This is a genomic window from Sphingomonas sp. BK580 (assembly GCF_014194975.1).
Classification (GTDB): domain Bacteria; phylum Pseudomonadota; class Alphaproteobacteria; order Sphingomonadales; family Sphingomonadaceae; genus Sphingomonas.
Genome location: NZ_JACIAY010000007.1, coordinates 1 through 16,805, shown reverse-complemented (window position 1 = coordinate 16,805; position 16,805 = coordinate 1). Strand labels below are relative to the sequence as shown.

The following is a 16,805-nucleotide window of genomic DNA, read 5'->3' as shown; positions in this document are numbered from 1 at the left end:
CTCCACCACCGTTACCCCGCCTCCTCGGACACGCGACGTCCTGCGCAGATTACCCGCGTCACCCGCCGCGTTTCAGCGTCTCGCGCGCGATGATCAGCTGCTGGATCTGGCTGGTCCCCTCGTAGATCCGGAACAGCCGCACGTCGCGGTACAGCCGCTCGATCCCGTAATCGGCGATATAGCCCGCCCCGCCGTAGATCTGCACCGCGCGATCGGCGACGCGGCCGACCATCTCACTGGCGTAATATTTCGCTGCCGCGCTCTCCAGCACCACGTCGGTGCCGGCGTCCTTGGCGGCGGCGGTCTCGAGCACCAGCGCGCGCGCGGCGAGCGCCTCGGTCTTGCTGTCGGCGATCATCGCCTGGATCAGTTGGTGCTCGGCGATCGCCTTGCCGAACTGGCGTCGCTCGCTGGCATAAGCGACGCAGTCGGCGATCAGCCGCTCGGCGACGCCGACGCACACGGCGGCGATGTGGAGCCGCCCCCGGTCGAGCACGCGCATTGCGATCTTGAAGCCCTCGCCCTCCGCGCCGAGCCGGTTGGCGACGGGCACGGCGACGTCGTCGAGGTGGAGGTCGGCGACCTTGGCGCCCTTCTGGCCCATCTTCTTCTCGGGCTCGCCGACCGACACGCCCGCGAGCGTGCGCGGGACCAGGAAGGCCGAGACGCCGCGGCCGCCGGGCGCGTCGCCGGTGCGCGCCATCACGGTGAAGAGGTCGGCGCGGTCGGCGTTGGTGATGTAGCGCTTGGTCCCCGAGAGCCGATAGACGTCGCCGTCGCGCACCGCGCGCGTCGCTACCGCGCCGGAATCGCTGCCGACACCCGGCTCAGTCAGCGCGAAGCTGGTGACGATCTCGCCCGCGGCGATGCGGGGCAGCCACTTGGCCTTCTGCTCGGCCGTGCCGGCGAGCACGAGGCCCTGGCTGCCGATCCCGACGTTGGTCCCGAAGGTGGAGCGGAACGCCGGCGTGGTGTGCCCCATCTCGATCGCGACGCGCGCCTCCTCCGCCATGGTGAGGCCGAGGCCGCCATAATCCTCCGCGATCGACAGGCCGAACAGCCCCATCTCGCGCATCTCGGCGACGACCGCGTCGGGCACGGCGTCATCGGCCTCGACCTGCGCTTCGAGCGGGCGCAGCCGCTCGGCGACGTAGCGGCGGACGGTGTCGGTCAGCGCGGCGAAGGTGTCGGGGTCCAGGGCCATGATCCGGCAATCATCTGTTGTGGGCGCCGTGATCCTAGGCGGGCGATCGGGCGGCCACAAGCGGCGAGCCAGACTCGATCTTCGAAAATACCACCACGGCTACTACGTTGCCGCATACTGATGCGAGGAATGGAGCTTGGCCGCGCCGCACGGTGCGGCTGATGATGGCGCGGCGACTCGCGAAAACGGCGATTCGGTGGCGCTAGGCACGTGTTTTTTAACCCCCGATTCACACTCCGGGACAGTGACGCTGTCGTTTTCTCGCGGGACATGTTCGGCTCACCGCCGCCGCAACTCGACTCGTCCGGAAAGGTTCCTGAGGTGTTTGTTCGGTCAGGAATCGCGGCGTAGCAGAGGCTCGACAGTTGCGAGAGACCGGGGGGTCGCCCGTGAATTCTAAGACTCTGACAGCGCGATTCGCGCTGGTGATATCGTGCGCGCTGATGACCGTGGCGCCGGCGCAGGCGCGCTACCTGCAGTGCGCGCCGTACGCCCGCGAGGTCTCGGGGATCGCCATCCGCGGCAATGCCGATACGTGGTGGGGCCAGGCCGCCGGTCGCTACGAGCGCGGCCATGTGCCGCAGGAGGGCGCGGTGATGGCGTTCAAGGCGACCCGCGGCATGCCGGTCGGCCACGTCGCGATGGTGAGCCGGATCGTCAGTGACCGCGAGGTGCTGCTCACCCACGCCAATTGGTCGCGCCGTGGTGGGATCGAGCGCGACGTGCGCGCGGTCGACGTCTCGTCCGCCGGCGACTGGAGCATGGTGCGAGTCTGGTACGCCGGCAACGGTGACCTCGGCACGACCAGCTATCCCCTCGCCGGCTTCATCTATCGCGACAAGGCCCCGATGAACGAAGAGCGCGCGCCGCTCGCGCCGATGACGATCGCCACCACCGCGGCGGCGCCGGTCGCCGGTGCGCTGCCCGTCGACGGCGAATGAGCGATCGCCGGCTGACGACGGGCGGGATCGCGCCGCTGCCTCACCCCGTCCGGAACGTCATCGCCACTCCGTTCATGCAGTAACGCTTGCCGGTCGGCGGCGGACCGTCGTCGAAGACGTGGCCGAGATGGCCGCCGCAGCGCCGGCAGTGCACCTCTACCCGTGCCATGCCGAGGCTGCGATCGGTCCGCGTCGCCACCGCGTCACGCAGCGGTGCGTAGAAGCTGGGCCAGCCGGTGCCGCTGTCGAACTTCGTCCTGGACGAGAACAGCGGGGCCGCGCAGCCCTTGCAGGTGAACGTGCCGGCGCGGTGCTCGTCGTTGAGCGGGCTGGTGAAGGGACGCTCGGTTCCCTCGTGGCGCAGCACGTCATAGGCCGCCGGGCCGAGCTGCTGCCGCCATTGCGCGTCGGTCTTGGTCACGACGAACCGCTCGGCCGCGGCCTCGGCCTGTCGCCCGCAACCCACCAAGGCGACGCCCGCGGTGCCGAGCGAGGCGAGCGCGAGAAAACGGCGGCGATGAAGCGGCGTATCAGTCATGTCGCGCGATATAGGATTGTGCCAGCGCCTCGCCAGCACAGGGAACCACAAAAAGCTTGCATGGGTTAAGATGGCGCAACGGAGCCTCTTTCCATGTCCTTCCAGCAGCTCGACCCGCCGCTCCCGGTTCATGTGCTCGATCGTGGGCCGGGCTATGCCTTCGCGGTGATCGACTACGGCCAGGAGCACAATCTGATCTGGGTCACCGCGATCAACGAGACCGGCGAGATCTGGTGCGCGCCAAACCCGCGGGTTCGGCTGCAGGCGAACTGGACGATGGGACGTGCCAAGCCACCAGCGGCGGGTGGCGCGCGCGACGGCGCCTGTACCGCGTCCGAGGAGTCGCGGATCGCCGCGGTGGTCTAGCGCTTCCGGCTGGGCGCCACGGCGCGCGCGTGCTACCCCACCGCGCCATGCTCGACCCGCTGTCCCCTCCGGTTCTGATCAACACCATGACCGCGCGCGCGCGCGGGGCCGCGCACGCGCTGGCGGCGGCACACGAGACGACCAAGGCCTGCGCGCTGCGCCTTGCCGCCACTGCCCTTCGCGACCGTGCCGCCGACATTCTCTCCGCGAACGCCGAGGACGTCGCTCGCGCCAGTGATCGCGCGCTGGCGCCGGCGCTGGTCGACCGGCTGCGGCTCGATCCAGCGCGACTCGCCGGTGTCGCGGAGGGCGTCGACGCGGTGGCCGCGCTGCCTGACCCGGTCGGGCAGGTGATCGACCGGACCACTCGTCCCAACGGTCTCCAGCTCAGCCGCGTCCGCGTCCCGATCGGGGTGATCGGCATCGTCTACGAGAGCCGCCCCAACGTTACCGCCGACGCCGCGGCCTTGTGCGTCCGCTCGGGCAACGCGGTGATCCTGCGCGGTGGCTCCGAGGCGGTGGCGAGCAATCGGGCGCTTCACGCCGCGCTGGTCGAGGGATTGGTCGCGGGCGGGCTGCCCGCCGACGCGGTCCAGCTCGTCCCCACCACCGACCGCGCCGCGGTGGGGGCGATGCTCGCGGCCGAGGGCGCGATCGACCTGATCATCCCGCGCGGCGGCAAGAGCCTGGTCGCGCGCGTCCAGGCCGAGGCGCGCGTGCCGGTGCTGGCGCATCTGGACGGCGTCAACCACGTGTTCGTCCACGCCTCGGCGGATCCCGCCATGGCGCGCGCGGTGGTGATCGACGCCAAGCTGCGCCGCACCGGCGTATGCGGCGCGATGGAGACGCTGCTGATCGATCGCGGCTGGCCGCACGCCGCCGCGCTGCTCGCCGCGCTGGCGGAGGCGGGCTGCGCGCTCCGCGGCGATGCCGCGGCGCGTGCGCTGCTCGCCGCGGTCGAACCCGCCGAGCCGAGCGACTGGGATGCCGAATATCTCGACGCCATCGCCGCGGTAGCCGTGGTCGACGGGGTGGATGGCGCGCTCGCGCATATCGCGCGGCACGGTTCGCACCACACCGACGCGATCGTCGCCGCGGACGCGCACGTGGCGGAGCGCTTCCTCGCCGCGGTCGACTCGGCGATCGTGCTGTGGAACGCCTCGACTCAGTTCGCCGACGGCGCGGAGTTCGGACTCGGCGCCGAGATCGGCATCGCCACCGGCCGGCTGCACGCGCGCGGCCCCGTCGCGCTGGAGGGGCTGACGACCTACAAGTGGCTGGGGCGCGGCAGCGGCCAGGTGCGCGGGTGAGGGCACGCGCGATCACCGCGGAACTCGACGACGCGACCGTCGCCCTGGTCGACTCGATCGCGGCGGCGCGCGGCATCACCAGCGAGGCGTTCGCCGCCTTCGCGATCCGCGACGCGGTGGCGCGCGAGGCCGCGTCGGACGGCTTCGTTCAGCTCGGCATCGATCAGGTCGAGCGCGGCGACATCGTCGACCACGACGAGGTGATGCGCGCGCTCGAGGCGATGATCGCGCGGCATCGCGCCCGATGCGACTAGTCCCCACCGCGGCGGTGCCGCGCCCGACGCTGTCGGCCGCGTGAGGGACTATGGGAGCGGATCGCCAGCCCGCCGTCGCGCCAGCGCGCTCGCGCCGAGCAGGCTGCCGGTGGTGTGGGCCCGCGCCGCGCTCGACGACCTGATCGCGATCGACGCGTGGCTCGACGAGCATGTCTCACCCGCCACCGCGCTGGCGATGGTGACCGCGATCCGGCGACGCGCCGACTTTCTCCGCGACTTTCCCCACGGTGGCCGACGCCATCGCCGCGACACGCGCGTGCTGCGCGTGCTGGGGACGCCCTATCTGATCCACTATCGGCTGGCCGCGCAGCGCTGCGAGGTGCTGCGCGTGTACCATGAGCGCGAGGATTGGCGTGAGGACGACGCGGGCCTTCGCCCCGCGCCGGCGCGCGGCGACCAGGCGGGGCTGACGTGAGCCGCCGCATCGGCCTGCTCGGCGGCTCGTTCAACCCGGCGCACCGCGGGCATCGCCACCTCACGCTGGAGGCGATCCGCGCGCTCGAGCTGGACGAGGTGTGGTGGCTGGTCTCGCCCGGCAACCCGCTCAAGCCGCGCCGCGGTATGGCGCCGCTGCCGGCGCGGCTCGCCTCCGCCCGCGCGATGGCGCGGCGCGCGCCGATCCGTGCCACCGACATCGAGGCGCGGCTGCGCACGCGCTACACCGCCGACACGCTGTCCAAACTGTCGCGCCGCTATCCGCGCGCGCGGTTCGTGTGGATCATGGGATCGGACAATCTCGCGCAGTTCCACGAGTGGCAGCGCTGGCGCACGATCGCGCGGACGATGCCGATTGCGGTGGTGGCGCGTCCGGGCTATGATGCGCGCGCCCTCGCGGCCCCCGCGATGGGTTGGCTGCGGCGCTTTCGGCGGCCCGCACGCCAGGCGAGGAAATGGACCGAGTGGAGTGTGCCAGCCCTGGTGCTGCTACGTTTCCGCCCTGACCCGACGTCCGCGACGCAGCTTCGCGCCGCTGATCCTGCCTGGCACGTTCGTTTCGCCGATCCCATATCCACAGCCGACACGCCCGCCGCAGCGTCCGCGGCATCTTGAGGAGTTACCTTGCCCGCCACTGACCCCGTTCACCGCTCCGCCGACGCCGATCAGGCCGCGGCGCTGCACCAGCTCGTCCTGCGATCGCTCGACGACGACCAGGCGGTGGACACGATCTCGATCCCGCTCGCGGGCAAGTCGTCGATCGCGGACCATATGGTGATCGCCAGCGGGCGCTCGACCCGCCAGGTCGCCTCGATGGCGTCCAAGCTCGCGGAGAAGATCAAGGGCGAGACGGGCCGATCGGCGCGGATCGAGGGGCTGCCCAGCGCCGACTGGGTGCTGATCGACGCCGGTGACGTGATCGTCCACCTGTTCCGTCCCGAGGTGCGCAGCTTCTACAATCTCGAGCGGATGTGGTCGTTCGGTGACGCCCCGCCCGCGGCCGGGGTGGCGTGATCCGGCTGGGACGCCCTGCCTCATAGAGGCCCCCCGCGGGACGGCCGGTGCTGTTGGTGCGATGCGATTACGCGCCCGCGACGGCACAGGATCGCCCGCACCTGTCACGTTGAGAGCAGGCGAGCTTGTCCCGGCCGGGTCTCGAGGCGGCCCCGAGGGGGCGGGGCCTCGAGACGACGGCTCGACCGGCTCATCGTCCTTCCGCATGAACCAGGCCACCTCGCGGACACAGGCGACGCCCCTTATCCGCCCGCGCGTGCGAGCGGCAGCGGCTGACCCGGCACCTCGACGGCGAAGCTGAACAGCCCGCCGGCCTCGGGCTGCGCCGCGCGCGCGGCGTCGTCGAGGCCGACGCTCGCGGTCGTCACATAAGCGGTACGCAGCTCGGGCCCGCCCAGCGCGATCTTGGTGACGTTCGACGCGGGCAGGCGCACCTCGCGCAGGATCGCGCCCGCGGGCGAGTAGAGCCGCGCGCGCCAGCCGCCCCATAGCCCGACCCAGACGTTGCCGGCCGAGTCGACGCTCACGCCATCCGGATGACCGTCGATCGGGTCGATGCGGGCGAAGTCGCGCATCGTCCCGGTGGTGCCGTCGGGCGCGAGTTCGACCGCGTGGATCACCCCGCCGACCGTGTCGACATGGTAGAGCGTCCGCCCGTCAGGCGCGATACCGGGGCCGTTGGTGATCGCCACCGCCGGGATCGCGGTCGCCACCGAAGAGGAGCCGTCCCAGCGGTGCACGCGGCCGGTCGGCCCGCTCTCGCTATCGTCCATCGAGCCGAAATAGATCGAACCGTCGGGCGCGACCGTGGCGTCGTTGAGGCGGTTGCCGGGCCATTCGGGCTCGACCTCGGCGAGATGCGCGAAGCTGCCGTCGGCGGGATCGAAACGTGCCAACCCGGTCTGCAACCCCGCGATCAGGGCACCGTCGTCCGCGGGCAGCACCCAGCCGACCTGCGCCGGCGCGTCCCACTGCGTCACGTCACCGCTCGCGGGATCGTAGCGATGAACGCGGCGAGCCTTGATATCGGTGAACCACAGCACCCCGCGCGCGGGATCCCAGGCCGGCCCCTCGCCCAGCAGCGCGCCGCCGCGCCACAGCGTCGTCACCTCGTCTGCCATCTTCGCTCTCCTTCTGCTCTGTCGCCGATCGACGCCGGCAGCAGCTTGACCTGATCGCACAGCGGTTTATGTCTTACAAATAGATAAGGAGGATGCGTGGCGGGCGACTATATCGCCATCGACTGGGGCACGACCAACCGCCGCGCCTGGCGCGTCGCGGCGGACGGGACGTTCGGGCCGTGCGTGCGCGACTCGCGCGGCGTGCTCGCGCTCACCGCCGAGGGCTATCCCGCCGAGCTGGCCGCGATCCGCGCGCAGCTGGGTGAGCTGCCGGTGATCGCGGCTGGCATGGTCGGATCGAACCGCGGCTGGCGCGAGGTGCCCTATGTCGATGCTCCCGCGGACCTCGCCGCGCTGGCGGCCGGTACGCTGCGCCTCCCCGACGCTGACGCGCTGCTGCTGCCCGGTGTCGCGCTGCGCAGCGGTGCGCGCGCCGACGTGATGCGCGGCGAGGAGGTGCAGGTGCTCGGCGCGCTCGCCGCCGGGCTCGCCCCCGACGACGCGCTGTTCTGCCAGCCCGGCACCCACAACAAGTGGATCGCCACCACCGCGGGTCAGATCACCGACGTCGCCACCGCGCTGACGGGCGAGCTGTTCGCGCTGCTGCGCGGCCACGGCATCCTCAGCGCGATGCTCGACGGGCCGGTCGCCGACGGCGCCGCCTTCCGCGCCGGCGTCGCGCGCGGCGCGGGCGCGCGCGACCTCACCGTCGCGCTGTTCGAGGTGCGCGCGCGCGTCCTGCTCGACCGGCTCGACGCGCTCGACGCCGCCAGCTTCGCCAGCGGCGTGCTGATCGGCGCGGATGTCGGCGCGCGCACCGACCTCAAGGGCCGCCCCGTCCAGCTGCTCGCCAGCGGGGACCTGGCCACGCTCTACGCCGCCGCGATCGACTCGTGCGGCGGCACCGCCCTGGCGCTCGACAGCGAGCGCGCCTTCGCCGCCGGGATCCACCAGCTGTGGGAGATGACCCGATGACCGACTATCTCGCGGCGTTCGACGCCGCCTTCCGCCAGGCGCCGCTGGTGGCGATCCTGCGCGGCCTCACCCCGGCCGAGGCACCCGCGGTAGCGGACGCGCTGGTGGAGGCAGGCTTCACCCTGCTGGAGGTGCCGCTCAACTCGCCCGAGCCGATCGAGAGCATCCGGCTGCTCGCCGAGCGTCTCGCCGGGCGCGCGATGGTCGGCGCCGGGACCGTGCTCACCACCGACGACGTCGCGCGGGTACGCGACGCGGGCGGCACGCTGATCGTCTCGCCCAATACCAACCCCGAGGTGATCCACGCGAGCGTCGCGGCCGGGCTGGTGTCGCTGCCGGGCTATTTCACCCCGAGCGAGGGCTTCGCCGCGCTCACCGCCGGCGCCACCGCGCTCAAGCTCTTCCCCGCCGACGGCACCACCCCGGCCTTCCTCAAGGCGCAGCGCGCGGTGCTGCCGAAGGCGACGCGGATGCTCGCAGTCGGCGGCATCACCCCGCAGAACATGGCCGAGTGGCGCGCCGCGGGCGCCGACGGCTTCGGGCTCGGCTCCAACCTCTACCGCCCGGGCAAGTCGGCCGCGGCGGTGGGCGCGGACGCCCACCAATACATCACCGCGCTCAAGGACCTCGCATGAGCTTCACCCGCCTGCTCCAGCACCGCGGCGACGACGGTCGTCGCCGCGTCATCCTCGCCGAGGGCGACAGCGCCTGGTTCCTCGACGGCGTCGACACGACGCGCGCGCTCGCCCTGGAGGCGATCGCGCGCGGCACCACGCTCGCCGAGGCGGCGGCGGCGCGCCGCTCCGGGGAGACGGTCGACCTCGTCGCCGAGCTCGACGCCAAGCGCCTGCTCCCCGCGATCGACCATGAGGACGGCGCGCGGCTGCTGCTCGCTGGCACCGGTCTGACCCACCTCGCCTCGGCCGAGGGGCGCGACAAGATGCACAAGGCCGCGGCCGACGCCGCGCACCAGACCGACTCGATGCGGATGTTCCTCGAGGGAGTCGAGGGCGGCAAGCCCGCCGCGGGCGCGGTGGGCCAGCAGCCCGAATGGTTCTACAAGGGCGACGGCCAGTCGCTGGTGGCGCCCGAGGCGCCGCTCGCCTCGCCCGCCTTCGCGCAGGACGGCGGCGAGGAGCCCGAGCTCGCCGGCATCTACCTGATCGGCGAGGATGGCACGCCCTATCGGCTCGGCGTCGCGCTCGCCAACGAGTTCAGCGACCACGTCACCGAGAAGCACAATTACCTCTGGCTGGCGCATTCCAAGCTGCGCCAGGCCGCGCTCGGCCCCGAGCTGCTGCTGGGCACGCCGCCGGCGGACATCCGCGGCACCAGCCGCATCGTCCGCGACGGCGCCACCTTGTGGGAGAAGCCGTTCCTGACCGGCGAGGACAATATGTCGCACCATCTCGCCAACCTCGAGCACCATCATTTCAAGTACGCCGGCTTCCGCCGTCCCGGCGACGTGCACGTCCACTTCTTCGGCACCGCGACCTTGTCGGTGGCGGACGGGGTCAAGACCCGGCCGGGTGACGTGTTCGAGATCAGCGCCGCGCCCTTCGCGCTGCCGCTGCGCAACCCGCTGACCGACGCGCCCGACGCGCCGGTGCAGGTGCGCGCACTGTGAGCGCCCGCATCCGCCTCGCGCTGGTCGGCATGGGCAAGATCGCGCACGACCAGCACCTCCCCGCGATCGCCGGCAACGACGACATCGAGCTGGTCGCGACGGTCAGCCGCCACGGCGAGCCGGTCAACGGCCTGCCGTTCTTCGCCAACGTCGAGGCGCTCGCCGCGAGCGGCGTGGCGGTCGACGCGGTCGCGCTCTGCACCCCGCCGCAGGTGCGCCGCGCCATCGCGCAGTTCGCGATCGAGCAGGGCTGGCACGTCTTCCTCGAGAAGCCGCCGGGCGCGACCTTGGCCGAGGTCACCGCGCTCCGTGACTCGGCGACGGCGCGCGGCGTCAGCCTGTTCGCCAGCTGGCACTCGCGCTACGCCGACGGGGTCGAGCCCGCGCGCGCCTGGCTCGCCGGGCGTGAGGTGAAGCGCGCCACGATCACCTGGCGCGAGGACGTGCGCGTCTGGCACCCGGGGCAGGACTGGATCTGGGAACCCGGCGGCTTCGGCGTGTTCGATCCCGGCATCAACGCGCTGTCGATCGCGACCCGGATCCTGCCGCGCCCCTTCTTCGTCGAGACCGCCGAGCTGGACGTGCCGTCGAACCGCGCCGCCCCGATCGCCGCGCGCGTCGCCTTCCGCGACACCGCGGGCAGCGCGATCGCGATGGACCTCGACTTCCGCCAGGAGGGTCCGCAGCACTGGGACATCGAGGTCGAGACCGACGCGGGCACGCTGCTGCTCGCCAAGGGCGGTTCGGTGCTGACGATCGACGGCGCGGAGGCCCTCGCGCACGACGCCGAGCTGCACGGCGAATATCCCGGACTGTACCGTCGCTTCGCCGAGATCGTGCGCGCCGGCGAGTCCGACGTGGACGTCGCGCCGCTGCGCCTGGTCGCCGACGCGTTCCTGCGCGGACGTCATATCGGCGTCGAGCCGTTCGTGGAGTGATCGGTCCCCCGGAGTGACGGTCGGCGCGTCCCCGGCGGCGACCGCCTCCCCAGGGTACGCGCGCGACATCGCTGACAGGAGCGCGGCCTTGCCCATGCGTTCCTCGTGCCCCCGCGCAGGCGGGAGCCCAGGGGGCGCCGGCGTCAGCGACCGTTGTCGCGCGTGACCCTGGGTTCCCGCGTGTGCGCGAGAACGAGTGACCACGGCTCCGCGACGAGCCTCGCGCCAACGCCCGGTGCCAGCAGGGTTCAAGCGTCCTCGTCACACCGCGGCGGGCGGTCACGGCCGCCGCGGGGCTCGACGGCAGGCGAGGGTGAGGCAGAGGAAGCCGCCCATGCGGGCACGCGGCGGCCCCATCCGGTCACGCCGTTCACCCCACCAGCTGCGCCACGTCGACCGGCACGCCGCGGCGGCGCAGCTCGACCGTCACCGTCGGCTCGCCGCGCGTCGCGGCCCGACCGAGCAGCGCGCCCGCCGCTACCGCCGTGTTGTTCGTCACCGCGGGCGTGCCGACCCCGGTCACCAGCGTCTGCCAGCCGGCGCCATGGTCGAGGATCACGATCGTACCATAGCTGCGGAACGCCCCGACGTAGCGCACCGTCCCCGCCGCGGGCGCGACCAAGGCGGCGCCGCGCGGCACGGCCAGCGTGAGCCCGCGCGAGCGAACGCCGTTGCCCGACAGCTCGCCCAGGCCGGTGACGAGCCGACCGCGGGCCGGCAGGCGGTAGGCCGGCGCCGCCGCGCCGGCCGCGCTCGCCGCGTCCGGCCGCGGTGGCGCCGGCAGCGCGATCAGCTCACCGAGCACCGCCTGCGCGCCGCCGAGCGCGGCGATCCGGTCGGCGGTGTCGCGCGCCGACTCCTCCAGCGCCAGGGCGCGCTCGTCGCCGTCGCCGAGCGCGGCGAGGCGCTCGCGTGCCTCGACGAGCCGCGTGCGCTCGGCGGCGAGCGCGCGCTCGGTCGCCGCCGCACTGGCCGCCAGCGCCCGCGTGCGCGCGAGGGCGCCCCGCAGCGTCGCCGTGCGCTGCTCGAGCCGCGGCATCGCGGCGCCGAGCACTGCCTCGACGTGGACGAGATCGACGACACTGCCCGGGCGCAGCAGCAGCGCCGCGCGCGGGCGCCGGGCCACCGCGGCCAGGGCGGCGACCAGCCGCACGACCGGCCCCTGCTCGGCCGCGAGCGCGGACCGCTGACGCGCGAGCCGAGCCGCGATCGCGTCGGCACGCGCGCGCTCGACCGCGATCTCCGTCTCGGCGCCGGCGAGCTGCGGTCCCGCCGCGCGCGCCGACGGCTCGGGCAGCGCCGCGGCGCCTGGCGCGAGCAGCGCGAGCGCGAGCGTCGCGCCGAGGCCGGGCGAGCGCATGCCTCAGCCCTCGCGATGATAAGGATGGTTGGCGAGGATGCTGGTGGCGCGGAACAATTGTTCTGCCAGCATCGCGCGCGCGAGCAGGTGCGGCCAAGTGGCGCGCCCGAAGGAGAGCAGCAGGTCGGCCTCGCCGCGCTCGACGTCGCCGAAGCCGTCCGCCGCACCGATCACGAACCGCGCCTCGCGGACGCCGTCGTCGCGCCAGCGGCCGAGCGTCGCGGCGAAGGCGGCGGAGCCGAGCATCTCGCCCTTCTCGTCGAGCAGCACGCGCCGCCCCTGCGCCGGTCGATCGGGCTCGCGTCCGCCGCGATCGGGCAGCTCGCTCAGCCGCGTCGGCCAGGCGATGCGCTTGAGATAGCGGTCGACCAGCTCACCCTCGGGCGAGCGCCCGATCCGTCCGCGCGCGACGATGTGGAGCAGCATGGCGCGAGGTTAGCGGCTGCGCGCCGCGGCGTCATCTGCCCTGTGTCGGGCGACGCCTCGATCATCCCCGCGAAGGGAGGCTTGTCGCGCCTCCGCCGTCATCCCGGCCGTGTTCCGAGATGACGGTAGATGGGGAGCATGCCGGGAGCGCCGCGGAGGGATCTCCTGGGAGGCCGCGGCCGTCGACGCGCCATCGGCGGCGCGCCGCCGCGTCAGGCGGCGGTCTCCTGTGCCGCGCTGTCGGGGAAGGCATTGGTCGGGCGCGAACCCCAGACCGCGTAGAACAGCACGTACAGCTCGCACGCCGCTGGCACGAGGAACGAGATGCTCAGCCCGTGGTGGTCGGCGATCCACGCCTGCACCGTCGCCAGCGCGCCGCCCGCGATCGCCATGATCAGCAGCCCCGAGCCCTCCTCGGTGAGCGGGCCCAGGCCCTTGATCCCCAGCGTGAAGATCGTCGGGAACATGATCGAGTGAAACAGCCCGACCAGCACCAGCGCCCACATCGCGACATGGCCGGTGAACAGCACCGCGGTCATCACCAGCACGAAGGCGACCAAAGCGTTGAACGCCAGCAGCCTCTCCGGGGCGATGTAGCGCATGATCGCGGCGCCGACGAAGCGGCCCACCATCATCCCGCCCCACAGCAGGGTGAGGTAACCGCTGGCGTCGGCGGCGCTGAGGTTGGCGATCTGCGGCTGCTGGATGAAGCTGATCAGCAGCGAGCCGACGCAGATCTCGGCGAGCACGTACAGGCCGATCGCCGGCACGCCGAACACCAGGTTACGGTGCTGGAACAGCGAGTGGCGGCGGCGCTCGTCGGCGGCGATGCGGTTGGTGGCCGAGCCGAGCTGGGGCAGCTTGAACAGCGCGATCGTCACCGCGATCACCACCAGCACGCCCGCGATCAGTATGTAAGGCATCTGCACCGACTGCGCGTCGGCGAGCCGCTGCGCCGCGCTCAGCTGCGTCGTGCCGCCCTCGCTCGTGCCCGAGGCCGAGCGCGACAGGATCAGCATCGCGCCGAAGGTCGGCGCCACGAAGGTGCCGAGCGAGTTGAATGCCTGCACCAGGTTGAGCCGGAAGGAGGCGCTCTCGGGCGGGCCGATCACCGCGACATACGGGTTGGCAGCGACCTGGAGCAGCGTGATCCCGGTGGCGAGCACGAACAATGCGGTGAGGAAGAAGCCGTAGGAGGCGAGCTGCGACGCCGGGACGAAGCCGAGCGCGCCGACCGCCATGATCAGCAGGCCGACCACCATCGACTTCTTGTAGCCGATCCGCTCGATCAGCTTGGCGGCGGGGAAGGAGGCGACGCCGTAGGCGATGAACCAGACGAACTGGATCAGCAGCGACTGGGTATAGTTGAGGTCGAACACCGCTTTCAGGTGCGGGATCAGGATGTCGTTGAGGACGGTGATGAAACCCCACATGAAGAACAGCGAGGCCAGCAGCGCGAGCGCGGGGCGATACGAGACGGCTCCTCCGCCCCCCGTCGCGACAGCGCCGCTGGAAATCGGTGGTCCGGCCATCATCCTCTCCCTGTGACGCGCGGAACTGGGTTGCGCGTGCTCGATATGTCTGACTATATTCCGGGCGGTCGTCGGGTCAATGCGGAAACGCCGCGGACCGGCGGTGCTGCGGCGCGTGTGCTGGACGTTCGGGAGAGGTCGGCGATGGTGAGATTGGCTGCGTGGAGCGGGTGGACGATGGCGGCCGGCAGCCTGTTGGCGGCGGTGGGTGCCGAGGCCGCGACCGCGAAGCGCGAGGCGTTCGGCCGATTGCCCGACGGCACCGCGATCGAGGCGGTGGTGCTCAGCGGCAGCAACGGCGTCAGCGCCCGCGTGATGACGCTGGGCGCGACGCTCCAGTCGCTCAACGTGCCGGGGCGCGACGGCAAGGTCGCTGATATCACGCTCGGCTATGACGACGCCGCCAGCTACGTCACCAAGCCCAATTTCTGGGGCCAGACCGTCGGACGCTATGCCAACCGCATCCGCGGCGGCAAGTTCGCGCTCGACGGCAAGAGCTATCAGCTGCCGCTCAACGACAAGACCAACTCGCTCCACGGCGGCACCAAGGGCTTCGACAAGGTGATCTGGAAGATCACCGAGGTGAAGTCCGGCCCCAGGGCGAGCGTCACCATGGTGATGACCAGCCCGGCGGGCGACCAGGGTTACCCCGGCACGCTCCAGGTGACCGCGACCTACAGCCTCGACGACGCCGGTTCGCTGACGATCGATCTCGGCGCCAAGAGCGACGCGCCGACCATCGTCAACCTCACCAACCACGCGCTCTTCGACATGGCGGGCGAGGGCTCCGCCGGCGGCATCTACGCGCAGAAGCTGACGATCCCGGCGAAGCGCTATACACCGGTCGACGCCACGCTGATCCCGACCGGCGAGCTCAAGCCGGTGGCGGGCACGGTGTTCGACTTCACCCAAGGGCGTATCGTCGGCGAGGGCGTGCGCGACGGGCGTGACCCGCAGATCGTGATCGGCCGCGGCTACGACCATAATTTCGCGCTCGACAAGGGCGCCACCAAGGATCCGCAGCTCGCCGCGCGGCTGGAGGACCCGGTGTCCGGGCGCGTGCTCGAGGTGCTCACCACGGAGCCCGGCGTGCAATTCTACTCGGGCAATTTCCTCGACGGCTCGCTGATCGGCAAGTCGGGCCACGTCTATCGCATGGGCGACGGCATCGCGCTGGAGCCGCAGAAATTCCCGGACACGCCCAACCAGCCGGCGTTCGGCTCGGCGCGCGTCGAGCCGGGCAAGCCCTACCATCATATCATGGTCTTCCGCGTTTCGACGGCGCGCTGACCCGGAGCGACCGATGACTGAGAGCACTACACCGCCGGCGCTGCGCAGCCGGGCGTGGTTCGACAATCCCGCGAACATCGACATGACGGCGCTGTACCTGGAGCGCTACCTCAACTTCGGTCTCAGCCTCGACGAGCTGCGCTCGGGCAAGCCGATCATCGGCATCGCGCAGACCGGCAGCGACCTCAGCCCGTGCAACCGCCACCATCTGGTGCTGGCGGAGCGGGTGCGCGAGGGCGTGCGCGAGGCGGGCGGGATCGTGCTGGAGTTCCCGGTCCACCCGATCCAGGAGACGGGCAAGCGCCCGACCGCGGGGCTCGACCGCAACCTGGCGTACCTGGGGCTGGTCGAGGTCTTGTACGGCTACCCGCTCGACGGCGTGGTGCTGACGATCGGCTGCGACAAGACCACGCCGGCCGCGCTGATGGCGGCCGCCACGGTCAACATCCCCGCGATCGCGCTGTCGGTCGGGCCGATGCTCAACGGCTGGCACAAGGGCGAGCGCACCGGCTCGGGCACGATCGTGTGGAAGGCGCGCCAGCTGCTCGCCGCGGGCGAGATCGACGACGCCGAGTTCATCCGGCTGGTGGCGTCGTCGGCGCCGTCGACCGGCTATTGCAACACGATGGGCACCGCGACGACGATGAACAGCCTCGCCGAGGCGCTGGGCATGTCGCTGCCCGGCTCGGCGGCGATCCCGGCGCCCTACCGCGACCGGCAGGAGGTGGCCTATCTCACCGGCAAGCGCGTGGTGGAGATGGTGGCGGAGGACCTCAAGCCCTCGGACATCCTGACCAGGGACGCGTTCCACAACGCGATCAAGGTCAATTCGGCGATCGGCGGCTCGACCAACGCGCCGATCCACCTGGCGGCGCTGGCGCGCCACGTCGGCGTCGAGCTGCCGCTCAAGGACTGGGAGAGCGAGGGACACGGCGTGCCGCTCCTGGTCAACCTGCAGCCCGCGGGCGAGTATCTCGGCGAGGATTATTACCGCGCCGGCGGCGTCCCCGCGGTGGTCAGCCAGCTGATCGGGCAGGGGCTGATCGCCGAGGGCGCGCTGACGGTCAACGGCCGCACGATCGGCGAGAACTGCCGCGGCGTTCCCATCGAGGACGAGGCGGTGATCCGCCCGTACGACCGGCCGCTCAAGGAGGCGGCGGGGTTCCTGGTGCTGTCGGGCAACCTGTTCGACGCGGCGGTGATGAAGACCAGCGTGATCTCGCCCGAGTTCCGCGACCGTTATCTGAGCAACCCGGCGGATCCCAACGCCTTCGAGGGCCCCGCGGTGGTGTTCGACGGGCCCGAGGACTATCACGCCCGGATCGACGACCCCGCCACCGGGATCACGCCCGAGACCTTGCTGTTCATGCGCGGCGCCGGGCCGGTCGGCTATCCCGGCGCGGCCGAGGTGGTGAACATGCGCCCGCCGGCGTATCTGATCACCGAGGGCGTC

The 16,805-nt window shown here is 71.9% G+C and carries 19 protein-coding genes; 13 read left to right on the top strand and 6 right to left on the bottom strand.

All coding sequences use genetic code 11. From position 1 onward, the window contains the following. Positions 1 to 58 precede the first annotated feature (58 nt). The gene (locus FHY05_RS13290; RefSeq protein ID WP_183944953.1) at positions 59 to 1,204 is read right to left on the bottom strand and encodes an acyl-CoA dehydrogenase family protein; all 1,146 of its coding nucleotides are present in this window, start codon (positions 1,202 to 1,204) and stop codon (positions 59 to 61) included. 443 nt (positions 1,205 to 1,647) lie between these two features. Here FHY05_RS13290 and FHY05_RS13285 point away from each other — a divergent pair, with 443 nt between their 5' ends. Next, positions 1,648 to 2,145 (top strand): CHAP domain-containing protein, encoded by a 498-nt coding sequence (locus FHY05_RS13285; protein ID WP_183944952.1) that lies wholly within the window; start codon positions 1,648 to 1,650, stop codon positions 2,143 to 2,145. Positions 2,146 to 2,185: 40 nt separating this feature from the next. On the opposite strand, the gene msrB is transcribed toward FHY05_RS13285, so the two are convergent. After that, positions 2,186 to 2,683, bottom strand: coding sequence for a peptide-methionine (R)-S-oxide reductase MsrB (msrB, locus tag FHY05_RS13280; RefSeq protein WP_183944951.1), 498 nt, complete (start codon positions 2,681 to 2,683; stop codon positions 2,186 to 2,188). A 93-nt stretch (positions 2,684 to 2,776) separates the two neighbouring features. On the opposite strand from msrB, the gene FHY05_RS13275 reads away from it, so the two are divergent. Genes FHY05_RS13275 through rsfS form a run of 6 tightly spaced genes read left to right on the top strand, consistent with a single transcriptional unit; the run spans position 2,777 to position 6,083 of the window. After that, complete coding sequence (locus tag FHY05_RS13275; protein ID WP_183944950.1) at positions 2,777 to 3,049, top strand: hypothetical protein; 273 nt, start codon at positions 2,777 to 2,779, stop codon at positions 3,047 to 3,049. 47 nt (positions 3,050 to 3,096) lie between these two features. After that, complete coding sequence (locus FHY05_RS13270) at positions 3,097 to 4,359, top strand: glutamate-5-semialdehyde dehydrogenase (RefSeq protein ID WP_183944949.1); 1,263 nt, start codon at positions 3,097 to 3,099, stop codon at positions 4,357 to 4,359. Then, positions 4,356 to 4,613 (top strand): CopG family ribbon-helix-helix protein, encoded by a 258-nt coding sequence (locus FHY05_RS13265; protein WP_183944948.1) that lies wholly within the window; start codon positions 4,356 to 4,358, stop codon positions 4,611 to 4,613. Before FHY05_RS13270 ends, FHY05_RS13265 begins: the two co-directional genes overlap by 4 nt. Positions 4,614 to 4,653: 40 nt before the next feature. Beyond that, positions 4,654 to 5,049 carry a type II toxin-antitoxin system RelE/ParE family toxin gene (locus FHY05_RS13260; protein WP_183944947.1) on the top strand — a complete coding sequence of 132 codons (396 nt, stop codon included), beginning with the start codon at positions 4,654 to 4,656 and terminating at the stop codon, positions 5,047 to 5,049. Continuing rightward, on the top strand, positions 5,046 to 5,684 hold the full coding sequence (locus FHY05_RS13255; protein ID WP_183944946.1) for a nicotinate-nucleotide adenylyltransferase: 639 nt from the start codon (positions 5,046 to 5,048) through the stop codon (positions 5,682 to 5,684). Before FHY05_RS13260 ends, FHY05_RS13255 begins: the two co-directional genes overlap by 4 nt. 9 nt (positions 5,685 to 5,693) lie before the next feature. Continuing rightward, a complete protein-coding gene (gene rsfS / locus FHY05_RS13250) occupies positions 5,694 to 6,083 on the top strand; it encodes a ribosome silencing factor (RefSeq protein WP_183944945.1) in 390 nt (129 codons plus the stop codon). Between the two features lie 242 nt (positions 6,084 to 6,325). Here rsfS and FHY05_RS13245 read toward each other — a convergent pair whose 3' ends face one another. Continuing rightward, complete coding sequence (locus FHY05_RS13245; protein ID WP_183944944.1) at positions 6,326 to 7,204, bottom strand: SMP-30/gluconolactonase/LRE family protein; 879 nt, start codon at positions 7,202 to 7,204, stop codon at positions 6,326 to 6,328. Between the two features lie 96 nt (positions 7,205 to 7,300). Here FHY05_RS13245 and FHY05_RS13240 point away from each other — a divergent pair, with 96 nt between their 5' ends. From FHY05_RS13240 to FHY05_RS13225, 4 genes are read left to right on the top strand one after another with little or no spacing between them, the layout of a single operon-like run. After that, on the top strand, positions 7,301 to 8,179 hold the full coding sequence (locus FHY05_RS13240) for a 2-dehydro-3-deoxygalactonokinase (RefSeq protein ID WP_183944943.1): 879 nt from the start codon (positions 7,301 to 7,303) through the stop codon (positions 8,177 to 8,179). Continuing rightward, positions 8,176 to 8,814: a 2-dehydro-3-deoxy-6-phosphogalactonate aldolase gene (locus FHY05_RS13235; protein WP_183944942.1), complete on the top strand. Its 639-nt coding sequence runs from the start codon at positions 8,176 to 8,178 to the stop codon at positions 8,812 to 8,814. Before FHY05_RS13240 ends, FHY05_RS13235 begins: the two co-directional genes overlap by 4 nt. Beyond that, positions 8,811 to 9,806 carry an AraD1 family protein gene (gene araD1, locus FHY05_RS13230; protein ID WP_183944941.1) on the top strand — a complete coding sequence of 332 codons (996 nt, stop codon included), beginning with the start codon at positions 8,811 to 8,813 and terminating at the stop codon, positions 9,804 to 9,806. Before FHY05_RS13235 ends, araD1 begins: the two co-directional genes overlap by 4 nt. Next, positions 9,803 to 10,744: a Gfo/Idh/MocA family protein gene (locus FHY05_RS13225; RefSeq protein ID WP_183944940.1), complete on the top strand. Its 942-nt coding sequence runs from the start codon at positions 9,803 to 9,805 to the stop codon at positions 10,742 to 10,744. Before araD1 ends, FHY05_RS13225 begins: the two co-directional genes overlap by 4 nt. A gap of 370 nt (positions 10,745 to 11,114) precedes the next feature. Here the strand turns inward: FHY05_RS13225 and FHY05_RS13220 are convergent, their stop codons facing one another. The 3 genes from FHY05_RS13220 to FHY05_RS13210 all read right to left on the bottom strand — a co-directional run bounded on the left by FHY05_RS13220 (position 11,115) and on the right by FHY05_RS13210 (position 14,062). Further along, complete coding sequence (locus FHY05_RS13220; RefSeq protein WP_260181551.1) at positions 11,115 to 12,104, bottom strand: murein hydrolase activator EnvC; 990 nt, start codon at positions 12,102 to 12,104, stop codon at positions 11,115 to 11,117. Between the two features lie 3 nt (positions 12,105 to 12,107). Next, positions 12,108 to 12,530: a 23S rRNA (pseudouridine(1915)-N(3))-methyltransferase RlmH gene (locus tag FHY05_RS13215; protein WP_183944939.1), complete on the bottom strand. Its 423-nt coding sequence runs from the start codon at positions 12,528 to 12,530 to the stop codon at positions 12,108 to 12,110. 212 nt (positions 12,531 to 12,742) lie between these two features. Continuing rightward, positions 12,743 to 14,062 carry a sugar MFS transporter gene (locus FHY05_RS13210; RefSeq protein WP_183944938.1) on the bottom strand — a complete coding sequence of 440 codons (1,320 nt, stop codon included), beginning with the start codon at positions 14,060 to 14,062 and terminating at the stop codon, positions 12,743 to 12,745. Between the two features lie 144 nt (positions 14,063 to 14,206). On the opposite strand from FHY05_RS13210, the gene FHY05_RS13205 reads away from it, so the two are divergent. Beyond that, on the top strand, positions 14,207 to 15,352 hold the full coding sequence (locus tag FHY05_RS13205; RefSeq protein ID WP_183944937.1) for an aldose epimerase family protein: 1,146 nt from the start codon (positions 14,207 to 14,209) through the stop codon (positions 15,350 to 15,352). Positions 15,353 to 15,365: 13 nt separating this feature from the next. After that, positions 15,366 to 16,805 (top strand): IlvD/Edd family dehydratase (locus FHY05_RS13200; RefSeq protein WP_183944936.1); only part of this gene is annotated, 1,440 nt, incomplete at its 3' end.